General features: G+C 71.1%; 14 protein-coding genes. 4 read left to right on the forward strand and 10 right to left on the reverse strand.

What is annotated here, in order from left to right:
* Nucleotides 1-240 precede the first annotated feature (240 nt).
* From ACLQ2Q_RS14040 to ACLQ2Q_RS14065, 6 genes are all read right to left on the reverse strand, one after another.
* A complete protein-coding gene (locus ACLQ2Q_RS14040; protein ID WP_425821094.1) occupies nt 241-1203 on the reverse strand; it encodes a DUF222 domain-containing protein in 963 nt (320 codons plus the stop codon).
* Entirely contained in the window at nt 1157-1744 is a 588-nt protein-coding gene (locus tag ACLQ2Q_RS14045) for a hypothetical protein (protein ID WP_425821095.1), read from the reverse strand. Before ACLQ2Q_RS14045 ends, ACLQ2Q_RS14040 begins: the two co-directional genes overlap by 47 nt.
* Nucleotides 1745-1949: 205 nt before the next feature.
* Nucleotides 1950-3827: a Na+/H+ antiporter NhaA gene (gene nhaA / locus ACLQ2Q_RS14050; RefSeq protein ID WP_425821096.1), complete on the reverse strand. Its 1878-nt coding sequence runs from the start codon at nt 3825-3827 to the stop codon at nt 1950-1952.
* 168 nt (nt 3828-3995) lie between these two features.
* On the reverse strand, nt 3996-7694 hold the full coding sequence (locus ACLQ2Q_RS14055) for a proline dehydrogenase family protein (protein ID WP_425821097.1): 3699 nt from the start codon (nt 7692-7694) through the stop codon (nt 3996-3998).
* Between the two features lie 116 nt (nt 7695-7810).
* Entirely contained in the window at nt 7811-8479 is a 669-nt protein-coding gene (locus tag ACLQ2Q_RS14060) for a hypothetical protein (RefSeq protein WP_425821098.1), read from the reverse strand.
* 144 nt (nt 8480-8623) lie between these two features.
* Nucleotides 8624-9184, reverse strand: coding sequence for an acyl-CoA thioesterase (locus ACLQ2Q_RS14065; protein ID WP_425821099.1), 561 nt, complete (start codon nt 9182-9184; stop codon nt 8624-8626).
* A gap of 118 nt (nt 9185-9302) precedes the next feature.
* Here ACLQ2Q_RS14065 and ACLQ2Q_RS14070 point away from each other — a divergent pair, with 118 nt between their 5' ends.
* Complete coding sequence (locus tag ACLQ2Q_RS14070) at nt 9303-9809, forward strand: GNAT family N-acetyltransferase (RefSeq protein ID WP_425821100.1); 507 nt, start codon at nt 9303-9305, stop codon at nt 9807-9809.
* A 10-nt stretch (nt 9810-9819) separates the two neighbouring features.
* Nucleotides 9820-10617 (forward strand): coenzyme F420-0:L-glutamate ligase, encoded by a 798-nt coding sequence (gene cofE / locus ACLQ2Q_RS14075; protein WP_425821101.1) that lies wholly within the window; start codon nt 9820-9822, stop codon nt 10615-10617.
* Here the strand turns inward: cofE and ACLQ2Q_RS14080 are convergent.
* Genes ACLQ2Q_RS14080 through ACLQ2Q_RS14090 form a run of 3 tightly spaced genes read right to left on the reverse strand, consistent with a single transcriptional unit; the run spans nt 10614 to nt 14261 of the window.
* Nucleotides 10614-12485 (reverse strand): cytochrome b/b6 domain-containing protein, encoded by a 1872-nt coding sequence (locus tag ACLQ2Q_RS14080; protein ID WP_425821102.1) that lies wholly within the window; start codon nt 12483-12485, stop codon nt 10614-10616. The two genes, cofE and ACLQ2Q_RS14080, sit on opposite strands and share 4 nt — an antisense overlap.
* A 3-nt stretch (nt 12486-12488) precedes the next feature.
* Entirely contained in the window at nt 12489-13475 is a 987-nt protein-coding gene (locus ACLQ2Q_RS14085; RefSeq protein ID WP_425821103.1) for an electron transfer flavoprotein subunit alpha/FixB family protein, read from the reverse strand.
* Nucleotides 13476-13484: 9 nt separating this feature from the next.
* Nucleotides 13485-14261, reverse strand: coding sequence for an electron transfer flavoprotein subunit beta/FixA family protein (locus ACLQ2Q_RS14090; RefSeq protein WP_425821104.1), 777 nt, complete (start codon nt 14259-14261; stop codon nt 13485-13487).
* A 107-nt stretch (nt 14262-14368) separates the two neighbouring features.
* Here ACLQ2Q_RS14090 and ACLQ2Q_RS14095 point away from each other — a divergent pair, with 107 nt between their 5' ends.
* The gene (locus ACLQ2Q_RS14095) at nt 14369-14902 is read left to right on the forward strand and encodes a MarR family winged helix-turn-helix transcriptional regulator (protein ID WP_425821105.1); all 534 of its coding nucleotides are present in this window, start codon (nt 14369-14371) and stop codon (nt 14900-14902) included.
* Between the two features lie 12 nt (nt 14903-14914).
* On the opposite strand, the gene ACLQ2Q_RS14100 is transcribed toward ACLQ2Q_RS14095, so the two are convergent.
* Nucleotides 14915-15691: an enoyl-CoA hydratase-related protein gene (locus ACLQ2Q_RS14100; protein ID WP_425821106.1), complete on the reverse strand. Its 777-nt coding sequence runs from the start codon at nt 15689-15691 to the stop codon at nt 14915-14917.
* Nucleotides 15692-15915: 224 nt separating this feature from the next.
* Here ACLQ2Q_RS14100 and ACLQ2Q_RS14105 point away from each other — a divergent pair, with 224 nt between their 5' ends.
* Nucleotides 15916-21075, forward strand: coding sequence for a glycoside hydrolase family 3 N-terminal domain-containing protein (locus tag ACLQ2Q_RS14105; RefSeq protein WP_425821107.1), 5160 nt, complete (start codon nt 15916-15918; stop codon nt 21073-21075).
* Nucleotides 21076-21080 lie beyond the last annotated feature (5 nt).

Consider the following 21080-nt stretch of genomic DNA (forward strand, 5'->3'; position numbering starts at 1 on the left):
GAACGACCGTGCGACCGGGCGCCCGGGTCGCGACGGCCCGACCGGGCGCCGCGCCGCGACGACCCCACCGGGCGCGGCGTCGTATCGTCCGGACCGCGCGCACGTCGTGACGACCCGACCGTGTAGCCGCGTCGTGACGACCCGACCGTGGCGCCGCGTCGTAACGATCCCACCGGGCGCCGCGTCGTGACGGCCCGACCGGGGCGCCGCGTCGTGAAGACCGGACCGTGGCCACGTGACTCAGAAGGGCGGCGGATCGGCGCTCGTGGTGTATCCGGTCGGACTGGTCCACGCGATGTCTCCGGTGACCGGATCGCGCGCCATCGCCCAGAGGCTTTCGTGCTTGATCGTGTGGTGACTCCGGCAGAGCGGCGCGAGATTGTCGTCGCGGGTGCCACCGCCGTATTGCCAATCGATCGAATGGTCGACGTCGCATTCGGCGGACGGCCGGCGGCAACCGGGGAAGATGCACAGCGGATGCCGCACCCCGAGCCATCTGCGGAGCGCTCCGGGAACGCGGTAGGCCCCGCGGTCGACATCGAGCACCGTCCCTGTCACCGGATGAGTGAGCACTCGGATCCACCACGTCGCGCCTGCTGCGAGCCGTCGCGCGGTGTCCAGATCGATCGGGCCGTAGCCCTCGAGCATGGCCGGCTCCCCGCCGTGACCGAGCAGTGTGAGCGCGGGGATCGTTATCGCCACGGATGCGACGACGCCGGGCCGTCGGTCGGAACCGGCCGGGTGGCCGGAGCCGGGAACTCCCGCCGTCTCGCCCCCTGGCCCCTTCCGACGCTCGCCGCCGCCACCGCCCTCGATCTGCGCGCGGACCCCTGAAGCACCTGCGTCGCCGTCGTGCGCGCGCTCATTCGCGGCCTCGCCGTACGAAATCAAGTCGGAGAGGGCGTCGGCGCGGAGTTGCGCGAACGTGCGCGTCTCGCCTTCGCACGAGCTCAGGTGGCGCGCCGCAGCGGTCACCCGAGCAAGCGCGGCGTGGGCGTCGACCGCGGGCATGAAGGCGCCGACCGTCGCCATCCCGTCGAGCTCCGGCGTCACCCAGACCCGCCGGTCTTCCGCTGCCCTGCGGTGGCGGACCTCCACCGACTCCGGGTGCAGACGTTCGCGAATGACCCGCGCGCGGATCCGGAACTTCCCGCCGTCAACGACTCGGCCGACGCAGCGACCTGGGCGTCGAAGCGGTCCCACGCCTCTCGTGCGTCATCGGGAAGGCTGCCGGCGAGCTGCGCGGCGGTGACCGCGTTCGCCTCAGCGATCCGGCCGACAGAAATCCCTCCCACACCCGCGGGCACCGCCGCTTCAGGGTTCCAGCGTTTCCTGCCCGGGCGTGCACCGTCCCTTCCGCGATCCGCAGTCGCACGGCGATGTCCGCGCCCGCGGCGCGCATCGCGACCTCGCTTCTCGTTCGGCGGATCGAACCGACGGACCGACCCCGAGGATCGAACCAGTCCGGCTCGAGAGTCGGGTCCCGACCCACCCAGGGCGCCGGATCATCGGCCGCCGCATCGAGCACCTCACCCATGATGCGGTACTGGTCCGCCACGAGCACCCGCGAGCGCATCACGGCCCCCTCCAGCTCGGACAGCCCCGCGTCGAACGACTCCTCGGAGGAGGGACTCCACGGTCCTCTCGCAAGGACCTCGACGTCCCCGTCGAGCACGTCGCGCGCATCGATGAACCGACCCGGATCGCCCGTCAGCGAATCATCGAATCGGAGAGTTTCGTACATATATACGACTGTACGGGCAGCCTCCGACATCAGATGCGCTCTCGTCATCGCTCGAGTGAATCGTCCTCGCGGGCCACGCCGGAGTTCCGATCCTGTGAGCGTTGTGCGAACCCTGCTCCGGCCTCGATCGCGATCGGCATGATGGGGCCATGAATCGTGGTCGTTCGACGGCTGTTCCGCCCCGAGCTGCATCCCCCGCCGAGTCCTACCGAACAGGCTCCGACTGCTCCGCCTCGCCGAGCGCCCGGATGAGGGACTGCGCATCGTACGGACCCGTGTGGCGCCGGCCGTTGACGAAGAGGGTCGGAACCGACGTGATGCCCATCGCCTCGGCATCCAGCATGTCGTCCCGCACGCGCCCGGTGACTTCGGGTGATGTCAGATCACGCTCGAACTTCTCGACGTCGAGACCGAGCTCACGAGCGAGACGGACGATGTCGGAGGGACGCTGATTCTCCTGATCGGCGAACAGTCCGCGCTCGAACTCGAAGAACTTGCCCTGCATGGCGGCGGCCTCCGCCGCCTCCGCGCCCGCGAGCGCGTTCGGGTGGTACTGGGTGAGCGGCGCATGCCGCCAGACGTAGCGCAGCCGGTCGCCGAGCTCTTTGTGCACCTCCTGGATCGAGCCCGACGCCTTGAGGCAGAACCCGCACTGGAAGTCGCCGTACTCGACGATCGTGTACGGCGCGTCGGCAGCACCGAACACATGGTCGCGCCGCGCGTCTACAGGGCGCGCGAGCGTCTGACCGACCTCCACGTCGGGGCGCAATGCGTCCGAGATGCGGAAGACGAGCGTCGCGATCAGGAACGCGAGGACGGATGCCGCGAGTACGCCCACCCGCGCCTCGTTCTGCGAATCGGCGTCCTCGATGGCGATGTCGACGATGAACAGCGAGATCGTGAAGCCGATGCCGCAGAGCGCGGCGCCGCCGGCGATGCGATCCAGGGTGAGCCCGGGTCCGAACTCGCCCAGCTTGAGCACGCGCAGCACGGCCGCGGCGCCGAAGACCCCGAGGAACTTGCCGACCACGAGTCCCGCGACGATTCCCCATGTCAGCGGAGAGACGATCGCCGCGCCGAGGATCTCGGGACTGAGCACCACCCCCGCGTTGGCCAGTGCGAACAGGGGGAGGATGACGTAGGCGACGTAGGGTGCGTACGCCGACTGCAGCCGCTCGTTGATCGAGATCGACTCCCGCAGGCTGTTGGCGGCCGCCCGGGCGTATTCCGTGTTCGGGGACTGCCGGAAGGTGCGAGCGAGATCGAGGGCGTGCTCGACGTCGCGCCGGTCGGGCCGGTACACCGGCACCAGCAGGGCGATCGCGACGCCGGCGAGCGTCGGGTGCACACCCGAAGCGAGGAAGCACAGCCAGACGATGACGGCGAGGGTCGCGTAGACGGGACCGCGCCCGCCCCGCAGGTAGCGCGTGAAGTACACGCCGGCGAGTCCGATGGCCGCGAGAACGAGCGGCAGGGGATTGAAGTTCTCGGTGTACACGAGCGCGATGATGCTGAGCGCCCCGATGTCATCCACCACGGCGAGCGCGAGCAGGAACACCCGCAGCCGCCCGGGGACGCGCGGTCCGATCAGGGCGAGCGCCCCGACGAGGAAGGCGGTGTCCGTGGAGATCACGATGCCCCACGCGTGCGCCTGCCCGGAGTCCGCCGCGATCATCACGAACAGCAGAGCGGGAAGGGCGAGGCCGGCGATCGCCGCGAGAACCGGCACCATCGCCCGCGACCAGCTGGTCAGCTCTCCGATCGCGAACTCGCGGCGCACCTCCAGGCCTACCGTGAAGAAGAAGATCGCCATGAGGGCGTCGTTGACGAGCGCGTGCAGGGTGAAGTCCAGCTGCAGATCGCCCACCCCCACCGTGAGGTGGGTCTCCCAGAACGCCTCGTACGAGCCGTGCGCGACATTGGCCCAGACGATGGCCACGACCGTGGCGATCAGGAGGAGAAGCGCCCCGATGCGGTTCCGGCCCAGGTCGCGGATGCGCGCGGCGATCGACCGGTGCGCACGCGACTGCGCGACGACCTGCTCGGGATCGGGGGATCGCTGGATGATGGTCAGGTTCGACATACGCCCGCATTCTCTCGCACGATGGGGGGACCGGCAATCGGCGGCACTCCGGTTCCCTCTACGTGTCAAGTCCGGCCGGGTCGGATCCCTTCCCATCGGGTCCTTCTCGGTCCAATCAATCCGGTCGGATACCTTCCCGCTCGATCCCCGTGGTCGTCTTCCGTCAGCTCAGATGACGTCGGCGCTCCAGGCGTCGGGGTTGCCGAACCGGTGTGCGGTGATCGTGATCGACTGCTCGTGCAGGAACGGAAGCAGCTCGATCCGCCCCGCGGTCGTCACCTCGTTCGCGTACACCGCCAGATCTGGATCGCCCGACACGGCGATCGCCAGCGCCCCGTGCAGTGCAGACACCGTTCCCGGCGAGCCGATCAGGCGCACCCGCGGCGGCCGGCCGTCGCCCGACATCCGCTCGAGCCACTGATCATCGGTCTCGACCGAGACCGGCGTGCCGAGCTCGCCCAGCACGCGCCGCACGTCGGCGGGAAGGCCCACCGGCGTGCTGAGGGTGAATTGCGACCCGGTGCGCACTCCGGCCACGACGACACGCAGCAGCGCCTGCCAGGTGGCGTCGCCCGTCGCGCGCAGAGCGACCGGCACAGGCCGGTATCGGAACAGGTTCCGCTCGACACCCAGGTCGGAGACATCCCGGACCCGTCCGAACTCGCGGTCCCACGCCACCGCATCCGACAGCGCCGCCCGCCGAAGCCATTCGAAAGACGCGAAGTCCAGCGAAGGCTGGGCCGCCTCGATCAGGGCGGTGATCCGGGTGTCCAGCCCCCGCAGGTGCAGCGTCGAGGAGGGCGCCCCGCCCGCCGTCGCCCGCCACGACCCGAGGCCGATCAGGTAGTTCGGACCGCCCGCCTTCGTGCCCGCCCCGACCGATGAGCGCTTCCACCCGCCGAAGGGCTGCCGCTGCACGATGGCGCCCGTGATGCCGCGGTTCACATACAGATTGCCGGCCTGCACACGGTCGAGCCACACGGCGAGATCGTTCGGGTTCTGCGTGTAGAGCCCGGCCGTCAGGCCGTAGGCCACCGCGTTCTGCAGCTCGATCGCGTGCGACAGCGAGTGGGCGTGCATCACGCCCAGCACCGGCCCGAAGAACTCCTCGGTGTGGAACCGCGACCCTGGCTGCACGCCGGTGCGGATGCCGGGCGACCAGAATCGCGCGTCGACGTCCACACCAGGGCCCATGGCGCGCGGCGCGAGCGGCCGGGGCTCGACGAGCCACTTCTCGCCCTCGTCCAGCGTCGTCAGCGCCCACGCGAGCTTGCCCTGCGGCGCCTCGATGAGCGGACCGACCTCCGACAGCGGATCGCTCGGCGGCCCGACCCGCAGCGAGCGCGTCGCATCGACGAGCTGCCGGGCGAAGCGCTTGGAGCGGGCCACCGGCCCGACGAGGATCGCGAGCGATGCCGCCGAGCACTTCTGCCCGGCGTGCCCGAAGGCGCTCTTGATGAGGTCTCCCGCCGCGAGGTCGAGGTCGGCGGAGGGCATGATGATCATCGCGTTCTTGCCGCTGGTCTCGGCGAGCAGGGGGAGCTCGGGTCGCCATGATCGGAACAGGGCGGCCGTCTCCCACGAACCCGTGAGGATGACGCGATCCACGGCCTCGTGCGCGATCAGCCGCCGGCCGAGCGCGCCCTCCTCGATGTCGACGAGGGCGAGCACGTCGCGAGGAACCCCCGCCTCCCAGAGCGCCTCGCTCACCACGGCGGCGCACCGGCGTGCCTGCGGAGCCGGCTTGAAGACCACGCCCGACCCGGCCGCGAGCGCGGCCAGCACTCCGCCGGCGGGGATCGCGATCGGGAAGTTCCACGGCGGGGCCACGACCGTCAGTCGCGACGGCTCGAAGACGGCCCCGCTCACCCGGTCGAGCTCCCGTGCCGTCGCCGCGTAGTAGTTCGCGAAGTCGACCGCCTCGCTGATCTCGACATCCGCCTCTGCGAACACCTTGCCGGTCTCCGAGGCAGCCACTTCGATCAGCTCGCCGCGGTGGGCCTCGAGGGCGCGCGCCGCACGCTGGAGAACGGCGGCACGCTCCGCCGCCGGAAGCCCGCCCCACGCCACCGCGGCCTGCTGCACGCGCGCGATCGTCGCCTCGAGCACCGACTCGTCGTCGATGCGGGCGGCGTCGGTCGTGGCATCGCCTGCCGTCGACCGGTCAATGCGGCCGAGGATGTCGCGGGACCACGCGCGGTTGGCGGGCAGCGCAGGATCGGTGTCCGGCGCATTCCGGAAGCCGGTCGCGCCGGCGGCCGGCGAAGATTCGCGCGTCTCGTAGACCGCGGTCTCGACGACGTGCTGACCGCCGAACACGGATGCCTCGGCCGGGGGCTCGATATCCAGCACCGCCTTCGTCAGGCCGTCGTCGTCCGCGGCCCCCGCGGCGTCCGGCGCGTCGGGCGCGTCACGCAGCACCCGGGCGTCGCCGACGGGAGCCACCGCGGCCCGCCGGTCCTGCCTCCGCTTCGGCCCGATGGGCAGCGACGGATCGTGCGATCGGGCGATCGAGGCGACGAACCGGTCCCGCTCGCGCTCGAACATCGACGGGTCGTCGGCGAGCTCGAATGCGGCGGAGAGGAAGTTCTCGCTCGATGCGTTCTCTTCGAGCCGGCGAACGAGGTAGCTGATCGCCACGTCGAACTCGTCGGGCCGCACCACGGGCACGTAGAGCAGCACGTGTCCGACATCCCGGGCGACGGCCGCGACCTGGCCCTGCGCCATGCCGAGCAGCATCTCGAACTCGACGCTCTCACGCACCTCCCGCTCGCCGGCGAGCAGCCACGCGTAGGCGATGTCGAAGAGGTTGTGGCCGGCGATCCCGATCTTGACGGCGCTCGAGCGCGTGGGCTCGAGCGCGTACTCGAGGCACCGCAGGTAGTTGGCGTCGGAGTCGAGCTTCGAGTCGTAGGTGGCCAGCGGCCAGCCGTGCATCACGGCATCCACCCGCTCCATCGCGAGATTCGCGCCCTTCACCAGGCGGATCTTGATGCGCGCCCCGCCCGCCGCCACGCGCTCCTTCGCCCATGCGGTGAGCTGCTGCAGGGCGGGGAGCGCGTCGGGCAGGTAGGCCTGCAGCACGATGCCGGCCTCGAGATCGCTCAGCCGGGGGTCCTCCAGCATGCGCGTGAAGACGGCGATCGTCAGGTCGAGGTCGCGGTACTCCTCCATGTCGAGGTTGATGAACGTGGTCCCCGAGCCCGTCGAGGGGTCACCGGCCGCGGTCAGGTAGAGGGGCATCAGCCGCTCGATGACCTTGTCGACGACGTCGTCGAAGGACCACATGGAGATGTGGCTCGCGATCGCCGACACCTTGACAGACACGTAGTCGACGTCCGGGCGACGGATCAGCTCGTGGATGCCGTCGAGCCGGCGGAGCGCCTCGCGCTCGCCGAGCACGGCCTCGCCGAGCAGGTTGAGGTTGAGGCGTGCACCGCTCTCCCGGATCTTGGCGATCGCGGGGCCGAGCTTCTCGGGCCGGGCATCGACCACCAGGTGGCCGACCATCTCGCGCAGCACGCGCCGGGCGATCGGGACGACCGGGGTCGGCAGCACGGGTGCCATCGCTCCGCCGAGCTGCACGGCACCGCGCAGGTACCAGGGCAGGAACCCCGGCACGAGAGGGGCGACGCGGTGCAGATTGGATGCCGCGGCGACGATGCTCTCGGGCCGCATCACACCGTCGACGAAGCCGAGGGTGAAGGGGAGACCGTTCGGGTCGCGGAGCACTCCGGCGAGCCGCTCGGCGGCGGGATCGACCTGAGCCTCATCGCTCTCGGTCACCCAGCGCTGCGCGAGTTCGATGGCCCGCGCGGCCAGGTCGGTGGCCGGCGCTTGTGGCGCCGGAAGAGGTGTATAGGACATGCGACAAGCCTACGACCGCCGCATCTTCGGTGACCGGCGATCCGCGGGGCGGCGCCGCAGGCCGGCGCCAGCTCAGCGAGGGGTCGGGCGCTCACTCGACCCCTCGCGAGCAGTCGTCAGACCCGGCGCTCGTCGCCCGGGCGGCGCGTCTCCGCATCGGTGCGGGTGTCGGTCGTGGTCTCGCCGGCGATCACGGGATCGCCGTGCTGCGATCCGGAGCCGCCGACACCGTCCGGCGCGGTGTTGCGCGTGTCCGCCGGCGCGGAGCCGGGGACGCCCGACTGGTGCATCTCTGCGGTGGTGCGGGTGCCGGCCGTGCTGCCGGTGTCGCGGGCGTCGGCGCGGGTGGCGGCCGGGACGCCGCGGGCGTCGGAGTCGACGGTCTGGCCGCGCGAGCCATCGGTGTTCACGAGCGGGTCGATCTCGTCGGCCTTGCGCAGCGCTTCGGCCTGCGCCTGGCGCTGCTTCGCGGCATCCGAATCGTGCTCGCCCACGCTGTCGGCGAGGCGACGCGCCTCGACGTCGGCCTGCTGTGCACGGGCCTTGGCCTGCTCGGCCTCGGCGGCTGCGGATGCGGAGTCGGCACGCACCTGTGCGGCCTTCGCCTCGCGCTCGCGCGCCGCCAGCTCGGCCTGGCGCGCCTCTTCGCGCAGCTTCTCGGCCTTGTCGTGCTGAACCTGCCGCTGGTGCTCGGCGCGACGCCGAGACGTCATGAGCACGATGCCGACGATGACGGCCACTACGACGACGGCCACGATGATCCATATGAGTACGGACGTATCCATGGGAACTCCCCCTTCGGTGCGCGCAGCGATGCGGTCGCATCGAGTGCGCTCCTTCGACACAACCGCAGAAGCGGCCGCCGGGCAACGGCCTTGCGCGTGTCCGTTTCCTGGGCTAGACCGGCCTATTCCCGGCCTCGGGGTGCGCTAGCCCCAGACGCTGGGGGCCGAGACGCGCGTCGACGGGAGCGCAGAGCCCGCCGCCCACTCGGAGATCCACGGGGCCAGCGGCGGCAGATCGTCGGGTCGGTGCAGCGCCTCGAACAGCTCGTCGTGCGGCACGATCCCGCCCGTTCGGCGCAGGAATCGGGCGCGCACGATCATCTCGGCATAGACCTCGCCCCCCACGACCGCGCGGTGCATCATGTACACCGACCGGTCATCGTGCCCGAGCAGCCGGGACTCCACGGTGAAGCGCTGCCAGAGCTCGAGCGACTTGCGGAACGTGATCGTCTCGCTCGCGACGACGGCGTACCAGCCCTTCGCGTTGAGCACGTCCCAGATGCCGGTGCGGATCAGCAGATCGAAGCGACCGAGGTCGAACAGAGACGCGTAGCGGCCGTTGTTCATGTGACCGAGCAGGTCCAGATCGGTCGGCATGGTGCGGAGCCTGACGCGTCCGATCGACACGGGATCGATGCGCCCGCCTCGTCGAAGGAGGACCTTCGCGCGCCAGATGGTCAGGAGGGTGCGCCAGATCACATTCACGAGGCCCGAGCGTAGTGAATCCTCCCCCCGAGGCCGATTCGTTTGTGGCCTTCCGACAGCCCTGTCAAGGGCTTTCGCTCGATTTCCCCCGGCGCCGCGCCGCGCGTAGAGTCTGGCCATGGATGCCGAACTCCAGACCGACGTCATCGTCCGACCGGTTCGCGATGTGGATGCTGAGGCTCTGGGCCGCGTGCATGCCACCTGCTGGCACGAGACATACGACCACCTCATCAGCAAGGCCGCTCTGGAGCGCGTATCGCCCCGTCGCATGGCGGAACTGTGGACGCACTGGGCCGCTCAGGGGCCGGAGTACCGCATGTCGGCCGCGCTCGTAGAGGGTGAGATCGTCGGCTTCGTCGGTTCGGGACCCGCTCGCGACGACGACGCCCCCCGGTCCCGGGAGCTGTACTTCATCTACCTGCTGGACGCGTGGCACGGCACCGGCATCGGCCAGAAGCTGTTCGACGCCGCCGTCGATGACAACGAGCCGCTGTACCTGTGGGTCGCGGACGACAACCCCCGTGCGCACCGGTTCTACGTGCGCAACGGCTTCACGGCCGACGGCGCCAGCCACGTCGAGCCCTTCCTCGGGGAGTCGCTCACCGAGGTCCGTTTCGTTCGCTGACGCCGCGCGGGTGCTGCAGATCTGGGCCCTTCCGGGCATACCCGAAATCACGTCGGGCACCGACCTCGTCGGGGTGATCTCGGACGCTGTCCTCGCGTCCGCCGCCGCACTCGAGGAGGGCGACATCCTCGTCGTGACATCGAAGATCGTCTCGAAGGCCGAGGGTCGCTTCGTCGAGGCATCCGACCGCGAAGACGCCATCACGGCCGAGACGGTCCGTGTCGTGGCGACCCGCACGACCCCGAACGGATCCACGACGCGCATCGTCGAGAACCGGCTGGGCATGGTCTCGGCGGCCGCGGGGGTCGACGCCTCGAACACCCCGCAGGGCACCGTCCTGCTCCTTCCCGTCGACCCGGATGCCTCGGCGCGCGCACTCGCGGCGGGGCTGCGCGAGCGACTCGGGATCCGGCTGGGCGTGCTCATCTCCGACACCCTGGGTAGGGCTTGGCGCGAGGGCCAGACCGACTGCGCCATCGGCGCCGCGGGCGTCGAGGTGATCGATGATCTGCGGGGGCAGACGGATGCCGATGGCCGGCCCCTCGTCGTCTCCATGCCGTGCGTCGGCGACGAGCTCGCGTCGGCCGCCGACCTGGTCAAGGGCAAGGCGGCCGGCCTTCCGGTCGCCGTCATCCGCGGCCGTGCCGACCTCGTCGGTTCGCTCGACCTGCCGGGCGCTCGCTCGATCATTCGCCCCGCCGAGCGCGACATGTTCCGGCTGGGCGCCGATGAGGCCTACGCCGAGGGATTCGCGGCCGGAGCAGCCGCGGGCGGCGCGTCTGCCGCCCCGGCCCGCGACGGTTCCTAGCGCCCGCTGACCTTCCCCGAGAGGGCGGCGATCGGTGCGAGCACGAGCGGACGCGCCGCGATCCAGCCGATTCCGATGATCACCATCGATCCGACGAAGATCCAGAACCCCACCCAGTTCACGGCATCGCTGCCGGCGTACATGTGGTTCAGGTTGCGCAGCGCACCTGTCGCGAAGACCAGGGCGACGTGCACGATGATGAACGCCACGAAGTACAGCATCACCGGGAAGTGCACGGCCCGCGCCCACTCGATCGGGTAGGCCTTGTTCAGCGCCTTGGCGTTCTTGGGCCAGAATCCCGACATCCGAACGCCCGTGATCACCGCGAGGGGCGCCGCGATGAACACGGTCGCGAAGTAGGCGAGCTGCTGCAGGCTGTTGTAGTTCACCCAGCCGTTCTCGGTCGGCCAGTCGAGCGAGACGTACTGGATGGCGGCCGACAGGGCGTTGGGAAAGACCTCCCAGCTGGTCGGCACGATGCGCACCCAGTGCCCGGTGGCGAACAGCAGCACGATGAACAGCAGCCCGTTCACGAGCCACAGGACGTCGAGGGACTGGTGGAACCACAGCGACAGGCTGATCTTGCCCTTGCCGTTCTTCGACCACCTCGGGGTCCAGAACACCGAGGGGCGCTTGTCGGTGCGCACCTGCAGGCCCGTGCGGATGATCAGCACGATGAGGAAGGTGTTGAAGAAGTGCTGCCACTGCAGCCATGCCGGGAAGCCGGGCTGCGAGCCCTCGGGCAGCGGGTACTCGCCGGGATACGCCGTCAGGAAATCCTGCATGAACGGCAGCGTGATGGCCCAGCGGACGGCGAAGACGGCCATCAGCGCCAGGATCAGAAGAGCGAGTGCGCCCAGCAGTCCGCTGATCGCGAGCGGCCATGACGGGCGGCGGAGCCGGTTCGCCCAGGTGTCGGGCACGGGCTCGGGAAGAGCTGAGGGGCGCGAGGCCGCGGCGACGCCGGGAAAGACGGTGCGGGTGAAGGGGAGCGGGGGCCGCGGGCCCGCCGGAACGGCGACGGCGGATGCCGCGGGGCGGACCTCGATCGCGGTGTCGGGCGCCGGAGCGGGCTCAGCAACCTCATCCTCGGTCGCTGAGCCTGTCGAAGCGTCGTCGGTCGCTGCAGCTGCCGCTGCCGCAACCCCGGACACTGAGCCTGTCGAAGCGTCCTCGGCGGGCACCGCTGAGACCGTTGCCGCTGCCGTGGCCCCGGTCGCTGAGCCTGTCGAAGCGTCCCGCCTCGCCGCCGCGGCCGGAACCGCGGACGCTGGTGGCCACGGGTCGCCGCCGGCCACACGCGGCAGGCCTCGGCGGAGGGAGCCGGCAGGCGCGTCGACCGATGCCTCGGTGGCCGCCGCGACGGCGGGTGCGGCGGCGGGCTCGGGTTGCGCGGCCTCTGCGGGCGACGCTTCTACCGGCTCAGCGACCGGTGCAGGAGCCGCGGGACTCGCCGGAGTGGGAGCGGTGGACGCTGCGACCGCGGCTGCGGTGATGCCCGCGGCAGGCCAGGGCTCGCCGCCGAGAACGCGCGGCAGGCCGCGGCGAAGGGGTCGGGCGGCCGGAGCGGGCGACGCCTCGACAGGGTCGGCGACTGGGGCGGCGGCGGCGGCCCGGGCCGTGGGGACCGGAGCTGCGGTCTGCGACGCCTCGACAGGCTCGGCGACCGAAGCTTCAGCGGCTGTGGAGGCGGCGGCCGGGGCTGCTGTGTGCGACGCCTCGACAGGCTCAGCGACCAGAGCTGCGGCCACCGGGGCTTCGGCCGTGGAGTCCGCGGGCGCAGCCGCGGGTGCTGGTGGCCACGGCTCGCCGCCGGGGCGGCGCGGAAGGCCGCGGCGCAGCGTCTGCCCGGGTGGGAGCGTCGCCATCGCCTACGCCTTCCGGGCCTCGAGGGCCGAGATCAGCTGCGGAACGACGGTGAACAGGTCGCCCACCACGCCGAAGTCGGCGATGTCGAAGATCGGGGCGTCGGCGTCCTTGTTGATCGCGACGATGGTCTTCGCGGTCTGCATGCCGGCGCGGTGCTGGATCGCCCCGGAGATGCCCAGCGCGACATACAGCTGCGGCGACACGGACACCCCCGTCTGCCCCACTTGAGCGGTCTGTGGGATGTAGCCCGCGTCGACAGCAGCCCGGGACGCCCCGACGGCCGCCCCTAGGGCATCCGCGAGCTGATCGACGAGCGCGAACTTCTCCTGCGACCCGAGGCCGCGTCCGCCCGACACGACCTTGGACGCGCCGCGCAGCTCCGGCCGCGTGGAGGTCTGCTCCGCCTCGGTGAACGAGGCGATGGATGCCGCCGCCTTGCCCGAGGCGCGCACCTCCAGCGTGTCGACCCGAGGGGTGACGGCATCCGCCCTCGCCTCGATCGCGCCCTGGCGCACGGTGATGACCGGCGCACCCCAGGTCACGGCGGCGTCGACGCTGTACGACCCGCCGTAGACGGAGTGGTGTGCGAGCACGCCCTCCTGGTCACGGGCGACGCCCACGACATCGACGAGCAGCCCCGAACGCGAGCGGGCGGCGAACCGCCCCGCGACATCCCGTCCCTCGATCGAGTTGGAGATCAGCACGGCATCGGGCCGCACGTGGTCGAACGCCTCCACGAGGGCGTCGACGGTCGGCACGGTGAGCGACGTGGTGACGTCGGCCATCTCGGCGACGAGGACCGAGGCGGCGCCGAGCGCTCCGGCAGCCTCGGCCGCCGGAGCACCAGCGCCAGGTTCCGCCACGATCAGCGCCACGGGCGTGCCGACGCCGGCGGCGGCGCCGAGCAGTCCGGCTGCGCTCTTCGCCAGCTCACCCGAAGGCATCACGTCGACCAGCACGAGGATGGAATCAGCTGCGTATTCGGTCATGTCTCTTCCTCACACCAGCCGGTTCTGCACGAGGAACTCGGCGAGCTTCTCGCCCGCGTCGCCCTCGTCGACGATCTTGACGCCACCGGAGCGCGGCGGCTTCTCCGCGATCGAGAGCACGATCGAGCGCGAGAACGAGTGGTCCTCGGCGTCGATGTCGAGGTCGGCGAGCGTCATCGTCTGGAACGGCTTCTTCTTGGCCGCCATGATGCCCTTGAAGTTCGGGAACCGCGCGTCCGGCATCCGCTCGGTGATCGAGATGACGGCGGGCAGCGGTGCGGCGACATCCATCGTGCCGGCATCCGTCGCCCGCTGGCCCCTCACGCCGTCGGCCGAGATCTCGACCGACGTGAGCGCCGTGAGCTGCGGAACGTTCAGCAGCTCGGCGATCATCGCCGGAATCACCCCACCGGTCCCGTCGGTGGACAGGTTGCCCGTGATCACGAGGTCGTACCCGGTGCGCTGGATGGCCGCAGCGAGCACCTGGGCCGTCAGCGTGAGATCCGCCCCCGCGAGCGCCTCGTCGGCGATGTGAACGGCGCTGGCGGCTCCGATCGCGAGCGCCTTGCGCACCGTGGTCGCGGATTCCCCCGGCGCCATCGACATCACGACGACTTCGGTGTCGGCGTTCTTGTCGGCGTGGGTGAGCGCGACCTCGAGTGCGCGCTCCCCGATCTCATCGAGCACGGTGTCGCTCGCCGCGCGATCGGCGAGCCCCGTTTCGAGGGAGAGCTTGCGGTCCCCGTAGGTGTCGGGAACCTCCTTGACCAGCACGATGATCTTCATTCGACGTCGCTCCTTTGCCCTTCGAGTCTATTGTTCGCGCGACCGGCCCGTTCGCCCGGCGGGCGCCCCTCGACCGGCTACCGTGGGTGCGAGGAAGGGGGGCGCACATGGCACGTGGACCGCTCCCGGTCGATCCGATCGCCGAGGCGAAGCGCCAGTGGGTGGCGCACGGGTGGGTGGATGCCGCATCCGGCATGTCGGCCGTGACCTCCGTCATCCGCGCCCAGCAGCTCATGATGGCGCGTATCGACAAGACGCTGAAGCCGTTCGGTCTGTCCTTCGCCCGGTTCGAGATGCTGCGCCTGCTGGCCTTCACCCGGGAGGGACGGATGCCGATGGGCAGCGCCATCGCGCGGCTGCAGGTGCATCCCACCAGCGTGACTCACACCGTCGACCGGCTGGCCAGAGACGGGTTCGTGGTGCGCGAGCCGCATCCCGCGGACGGGCGCGCCGCACTCGTGGCGCTGACGCCCGCCGGCCGCGAGCTGGTGGAGCAGGCGACGGAGGCCCTGAACGCCGAGGTCTTCGCCGAACCGGGGCTCACCGAAGACGACACGGTCGAGCTCGTGCGGATCCTCGCGCGGTTCCGCCGCGACGCCGGGGACTTCCGCGATCCGAAGCCCCAGCCCGACCCGCTGTAGCCGGGGAGGGGGTCAGCGGTTGGTGAAGTTCGGCGCCCGCTTCTCGCGGAAGGCCGCCATTCCCTCTTTCTGGTCCTCGGTGCCGAAGAGCCCGGAGAACACCTGCTTCTCGAAGCGCATGCCCTCGGCCAGCGTCGTCTCGAGGGCCGCGTCGAGGGCGGCCTTGGCGGCGTAGAGCGACGGCAGCGACTTCGACGCGATCGCATCGGCGGTCTTGCCCGCCTCGGCGAGCAGGTCCTCGGCCGGGACGACCCGCGAGACGAGCCCGGCGCGCTCGGCCTCGTCGGCCTTCATGGGCCGGCCTGCCAGCACGAGCTCGGCCGCCTTGTAGTACCCGATGGCCCGCACCAGGCGCTGAGTGCCGCCCATGCCGGGGATCACTCCGAGATTGATCTCGGGCTGACCGAAGGTCGCGGTGTCGGCCGCGAGGATGATATCGCACATCAGCGCGAGCTCGCAGCCGCCGCCCAGCGCGTAACCGGACACCGCCGCGATCGTGGGCGTGCGCACACCGGCGAATCGGGCCCAGCCGCCGAAGTGGTCGCCCATGACCATCTCCAGAGCGGTCTTGGACTCCATCTCCTTGATGTCGGCCCCGGCGGCGAAGGCCCGCTCGGATCCGGTGACGACGATCGCGCCGATCGCCTCGTCCTCGTCGAAGCGGGTGGATGCGTCGGCGATGTCGTGCATCACCTGGCTGTTGAGGGCGTTCAGCGCCCCGGGCCGGTTCACCGTGATCCACCCGACGCGTCCGCGCGTCTCCACCAGGATCGTCTCGTAGTCCGTCATCGGTCCTCCGTCATGGTCAGCGTGATCACTTTAGCCGGGCATCCACGCGCCCCGCCTTCGCGCCCGTTACCGAAACGTGATAATCGGGGCCTTACCGATCTGTAAGCGATCGTGGTTCCCTGAGGGAGCCTGCCTTGCCGCCTCGAGGAGTCCTCGGGCCTCGCCACCCCACCTCGGCGATGCGGGCCGCGCCGCGAGGCGCGACCAGCGACGAAGGAGTTGCCGTGCCGTCCTCCCCCATCCCCACGCTCGCCGCCACCGCACGCGGTTTCCGCGACCGCCGGCGCCCCCTCGCGCTCCTCACGGGGCTCGCGCTCGCCATGCCCCTGGCGGTGGTGCCGTTCGCGGCGGTGCCGGCGGCAGCGGCTCCCGGCGACCTGGCGCTCGCCGGAACGGCGTCGGCTTCGGCAGCCCAGGACGACGCGGACGGCTCGTTCCCGGCATCCGCGGCGATCGACGGCGACCCGGCCACGCGCTGGGCCAGCGGAAACGGGCCGGACGAGGACGTGCCGTTCACGGCATGGCTGCAGGTGGATCTGGGAGCCCCCGCGGCCGTGGACCGCGTCGTGCTGGCGTGGGAAGCCGCGTATGCCGCCGACTATGACATCCAGGTCGCGACGACGGCACCCGAAGACGAGACGTCGTGGACCACCGTGCAGGAAGTCCCCGACGCGGGCGGCGGCACAGACGACCTCGCCATCTCGGGCGCCTCGGGGGCCCGCTACGTGCGCGTGCTCATGAACGAGCGCGTGAGCTTCGACTGGGATCCCGCGCGCCCGCACTGGTACGGCTACTCACTGTTCTCGTTCGAGGTCTACGGCACCCCGAGTCAGGTGGCGACGGTCTTCGGCACATCCGGCCTGTCCGTGCCCGCCGGCGAGACGGCGACCGTTCCCGTCGTGCTGGCGGTGCCGGCGACCGCCGATACGAGCGTACGGGTGCGTTCGACCGGCGGCACGGCCTCGGCACCGGGCGACTACACCGCGGTGGATGAGATCGTGACATTCACCGCGGGAGAGACGGCGGCATCCGTGTCGGTCGCCACGGTCGACCACGGTCCCCTTTCGCCGCCCAAGACGATCGAGCTGACCCTCTCCGACCCCTCTGCCGGGCTCGTGCTCGGCGCCCGCGCGACCGCCACCGTGACGGTGACGCCCCACGGCGAGCTGCCCGACGTCGACGAGGTCGAGGTGCTCGACGACTTCGAGTCCGGTGTGCCGGCCGGATATACGACGTGGGGCATAAACGCCGATGTGACACCCGTGCTCAGCGCGCCGGAGGCCGCGCGCGACGGCGCATCGGACGGCAACCACGCCCTCGTCGCGACCGTGGGCGCCACGCCCGCCCCCGGCGACTGGTTCGGATTCACGCACGACATCTCGCCGACGGACTGGTCGGACTACGACGGCTTCACGTTCTGGTTCCTCGGCACAGGCGGTGGCGGGCTGCTCCGCTACGAGCTCAAGTCGGGCGGACAGCTGTTCGAGAGGTCCGTGACCGACGACACCGCCGGATGGCGGCAGGTGAACGTCCCGTTCGCGCAGCTGCGCCTGAAGGGGAACCCCACCTCCGACGCGCGGTTCGACCCCACGGCATCCACCGGCTTCGCCGTGACGCTGACCGACCTCGGCGCCGGCGCCTGGACGTTCGACGACATCGCGCTCTACACCCGCGCGACCACCCTCGACGACGCCGAGGGCGACGTGCCCTTCGCAGAACCGGGGACGACGGTCGGCCTGTTCACCTGGGGATCCGACGGCTCGGTCGTCGGGCTGGAGGCGACCGAGCGGGACCGCGACGGCGCGCCCGCGGGAAACCACGTGCTCTCGGGCGACTACCTCATTCCCTCCGGCGGGTGGGGCGGCTACAGCCACAACCTCGAGGCCGGGCAGGACTGGTCGTCGTACCGCGGCATCCGCCTGCTCTGGTACGCCTCACAGGACACGCGTCCCGCCTCTCCGACCGCCGGTGCCGACATCAAGGTGGAGATCAAAGACGGTGGCACCGACGGCGAGCACGCCGAGCTCTGGTACGCCAACTTCAAGGACAACTGGTCGCCGGACGGCAGCCGATGGAAGGTCGTCGAGCTGCCGTTCGACCAGTTCCAGCTGGGCGGGTACCAGCCGGGTGACGCGGCGACGCGCAACGGAACCCTGGACCTGACGGCATCGTGGGGTTACGCCGTGACGTTCGTGCCCGGTACCGCCGCGGCCGTCGACTGGGCCATCGACGATGTCGAGCTCTACGGCTCCGCCGCGCCCGTCGCGACCGCCGTCGTGTCGAGTCCCGACGTCACCCTCGTCGAGCCGGGTGAGACGGCATCGGTCCCGGTGATGGTCACCTCGACCGACGGCGAACCGCTGACGGCCGACATCGAGGTCACCTACGCGGATGCCGCGGGCACCGCCGAGGCCGGCACGCACTACGAAGCCACGTCGGGCTCGCTCGTCTTCCCGGCCGGCACGGCATCCGGGTCTTCGCAGACGATCGACGTCCCCACCCTCGCGACGGCGCCGGAGGATGTCTCCCGCTCCCTCGTGCTCACCCTCGAAGCGGCGGGCGCGACGGTGCCGACCCAGCCGCGCGTGGTGCTGAACGCCGTGGGTCTCGCTTACCTCGATGACTCACTGACGAACGGGGAGCGCGTGCAGGATCTTCTCGCTCGGATGACGCTCGCCGAGAAGATCGGGCAGATGGCGCAGGCGGAGCGCCTCGGTCTGCAGTCCCCCGACCAGATCGCCACCCTGGGCCTCGGCTCGGTGCTCTCCGGCGGCGGCTCCGTTCCGCCGCAGAATACGGCGGCCGGATGGGCCGACATGGTGGATGCCTTCCAGCGCCAGGCGCTCTCGACCCGGCTGCAGATTCCCCTGATCTACGGGGTGGATGCCGTGCACGGCCACAACAATGTCGTCGGCGCGACGATCTTCCCGCACAACCAGGGGCTCGGAGCCACGCGCGACCCCGACCTCGTCGAGGCCGCCTCGCGCGCCACGGCAGAGGAGGTCCGTGCGACCGGCGTGCCGTGGACCTTCGCCCCGTGCCTGTGCGTCTCGCGCGACGAGCGCTGGGGGCGCAGCTACGAGTCGTTCGGCGAGGATCCGGCGCTCGTCCGCTCGTTCGCCGAAGCCGCCACCGTCGGCCTCCAGGGCGAGGACCCCGGCGACATCACGGGCGCCGACGAGGTGCTCGCCACGGCGAAGCACTGGGTGGGCGACGGCGGAACGACCTATGTTCCGCAGACCGGTTCCGGCTACCCCATCGACCAGGGCGTGACACGCGTCGGCACCCTCGAAGAGCTGCGGACCCTGCACGTCGAGCCCTATGAGCCGGCGATGGCCGCGGGCGTGGGCTCGATGATGCCCTCGTACTCCGCGGTGTCGATCGCGGGCGGCGAACCCGTGCGGATGCACGAGAACGGCGCGCTGAACAACGACCTGCTGAAGGGCGAGCTCGGCTTCGACGGATTCCTCGTCAGCGACTGGGAGGGGATCGACAAGCTGCCGGGTGGCACCTACGCCGAGAAGGCGGCCCGCTCCGTCAACGCCGGCGTCGACATGGCCATGGCGCCCTACAACTTCGCCGCGTTCATCGACGCGGTGGCGGCCGGGGTCGGCGCCGGGGTGATCACCGAGGCGCGCGTCGATGACGCCGTGACGCGCATCCTCACCCAGAAGTTCGCCCTCGGTCTGTTCGATCAGCCGTTCGCGGACCGGTCAGGGCAGGATGCCGTGGGCGGGGCGGAGCACCGCGCCGTCGCGCGGGAGGCCGCCGGCGCCTCGCAGGTGCTGCTGAAGAACGCCGACGGCGTGCTGCCCCTGGCGAAGGACGCGAAGATCTACCTCGCGGGCTCCAACGCCGACGACCTGGGCAACCAGGCGGGCGGCTGGACGATCTCGTGGCAGGGCGGATCGGGCGACATCACGCAGGGCACGAGCATCCTCGAGGGGATCGCCGAGGTCGCCCCCGGTGCGGCGGTGACCTATTCCGAGGATGCCTCGGCCCCGATCGGCGACGCCGGTGCGGGCATCGTCGTGGTGGGCGAGACCCCGTACGCGGAAGGCGTCGGCGACGTCGGCAACAGCGGCAAGAGCCTTTCGCTCTCGGCGGCGGACCGCGCCGCCATCGACACCGTCTGCGCCGCCGTCGAGTGCGTCGTGCTCGTCGTGGCGGGCCGTCCGCAGCTCGTCAGCGATCAGCTGCCGGACATCGATGCACTGGTCGCGTCGTGGCTGCCCGGCTCGGAGGGCGCGGGAGTCGCCGACGCCCTGTTCGGCGACCGCCCCTTCACGGGCCGGCTCCCCGTCACATGGCCCGCGTCGGCCGAGCAGGTTCCGATCAACGTGGGCGATGAGGACTACGACCCCGAGTACGCCTACGGCTGGGGGCTGCGGACCGACTCGGGCCGCGACCGACTGGACGAGGCGGTCGCGGGGCTCCCCGCCGGTGACGCCCGCGACGCCGTGCAGGCGATCCTCGACGCGGACGTGTGGAGCGTCAAGGACCTCGATCCGGCTTCCGCGGAAGAGGCGCTGGCGCTCATCGCGGATGCCGCGGCCGTCCTCGGCGGCGAGGACCGGGCGACCGCACGAGCCGCGGGGCTCGTCGTCTCGCTCGTGCGCGATCTCGCGCAGGATGCCGTCGTCACGGGTCGCGACGGGCTTCCCTCCGATGCCGAGGCGATCACCGCGGACGCCGAGCACGCGCTGATGGCGGGCGACCCCGGCACGGCCGTCGCCCTCCTCGCGGAGGTGGCCGGCATCGAGGCGGTCGCTCCCGTGGCATCCGCCATCACGCTGTCGGTGACGCGCGCCGAAGCGGCCTTCGGCAGCCCTGCGACCGCGCGCGTGCTGGTCACGGCCGACGGCGCCCTGCCCGGCGGCACGTCCCCCACGGGGACGGTCGCCGTGCTGTCCGACGGCGTGCAGGTGGCCACGATCGACCTCGCCGCCGACGGGGACGGGCGGGCCGTCGGCTCGGCCGTCCTGCCGGCGAATCTTGCGGTGGGCGCCCACACGCTCACCGCCGAGTACCCGGGTTCCGAGTCCTCCGATCCCCCGATCCTCGCGTCCGAGTCGGCGGAGACGGACTACCGCGTCGTCCGCGCCGAGCCCGAGCTCTCCACGGACGGCACGCGCTGGGTGGTGAGGCGCTCCGCGGAGAAGGTCGTGGACGTGCAGGTCGAGGGGGTCGCCGGTGCGGTTCCGACCGGCACCGTCGAGGTGTGGGTGAACGCCAAGAAGCGCGGCACGGCAACCCTCGGCGCTGATGGCACCACTCGCATTCCCCTGCCGAAGTCCACGGGGACGGGCCGCGTGGTCGTGAGATACGCCGGCGACGGCACCTTCGCGCCCACCTCCGTCGGACGCATCCTGCTGGTGCTGTGAAAGGA

The sequence above is a fragment of the Microbacterium sp. DT81.1 genome, assembly GCF_049844955.1.
Taxonomy (GTDB): domain Bacteria; phylum Actinomycetota; class Actinomycetes; order Actinomycetales; family Microbacteriaceae; genus Microbacterium.

Excerpts from the sequence above, each read along its gene's own strand:
- ACLQ2Q_RS14045 (WP_425821095.1), bottom strand. The coding sequence starts at position 1,744 with ATGTACGAAACTCTCCGATTCGATGATTCGCTGACGGGCGATCCGGGT.
- nhaA (WP_425821096.1), bottom strand. The coding sequence starts at position 3,827 with ATGTCGAACCTGACCATCATCCAGCGATCCCCCGATCCCGAGCAGGTC.
- ACLQ2Q_RS14055 (WP_425821097.1), bottom strand. The coding sequence starts at position 7,694 with ATGTCCTATACACCTCTTCCGGCGCCACAAGCGCCGGCCACCGACCTG.
- ACLQ2Q_RS14060 (WP_425821098.1), bottom strand. The coding sequence starts at position 8,479 with ATGGATACGTCCGTACTCATATGGATCATCGTGGCCGTCGTCGTAGTG.
- ACLQ2Q_RS14070 (WP_425821100.1), top strand. The coding sequence starts at position 9,303 with ATGGATGCCGAACTCCAGACCGACGTCATCGTCCGACCGGTTCGCGAT.
- ACLQ2Q_RS14080 (WP_425821102.1), bottom strand. The coding sequence starts at position 12,485 with ATGGCGACGCTCCCACCCGGGCAGACGCTGCGCCGCGGCCTTCCGCGC.
- ACLQ2Q_RS14085 (WP_425821103.1), bottom strand. The coding sequence starts at position 13,475 with ATGACCGAATACGCAGCTGATTCCATCCTCGTGCTGGTCGACGTGATG.
- ACLQ2Q_RS14090 (WP_425821104.1), bottom strand. The coding sequence starts at position 14,261 with ATGAAGATCATCGTGCTGGTCAAGGAGGTTCCCGACACCTACGGGGAC.
- ACLQ2Q_RS14095 (WP_425821105.1), top strand. The coding sequence starts at position 14,369 with ATGGCACGTGGACCGCTCCCGGTCGATCCGATCGCCGAGGCGAAGCGC.
- ACLQ2Q_RS14100 (WP_425821106.1), bottom strand. The coding sequence starts at position 15,691 with ATGACGGACTACGAGACGATCCTGGTGGAGACGCGCGGACGCGTCGGG.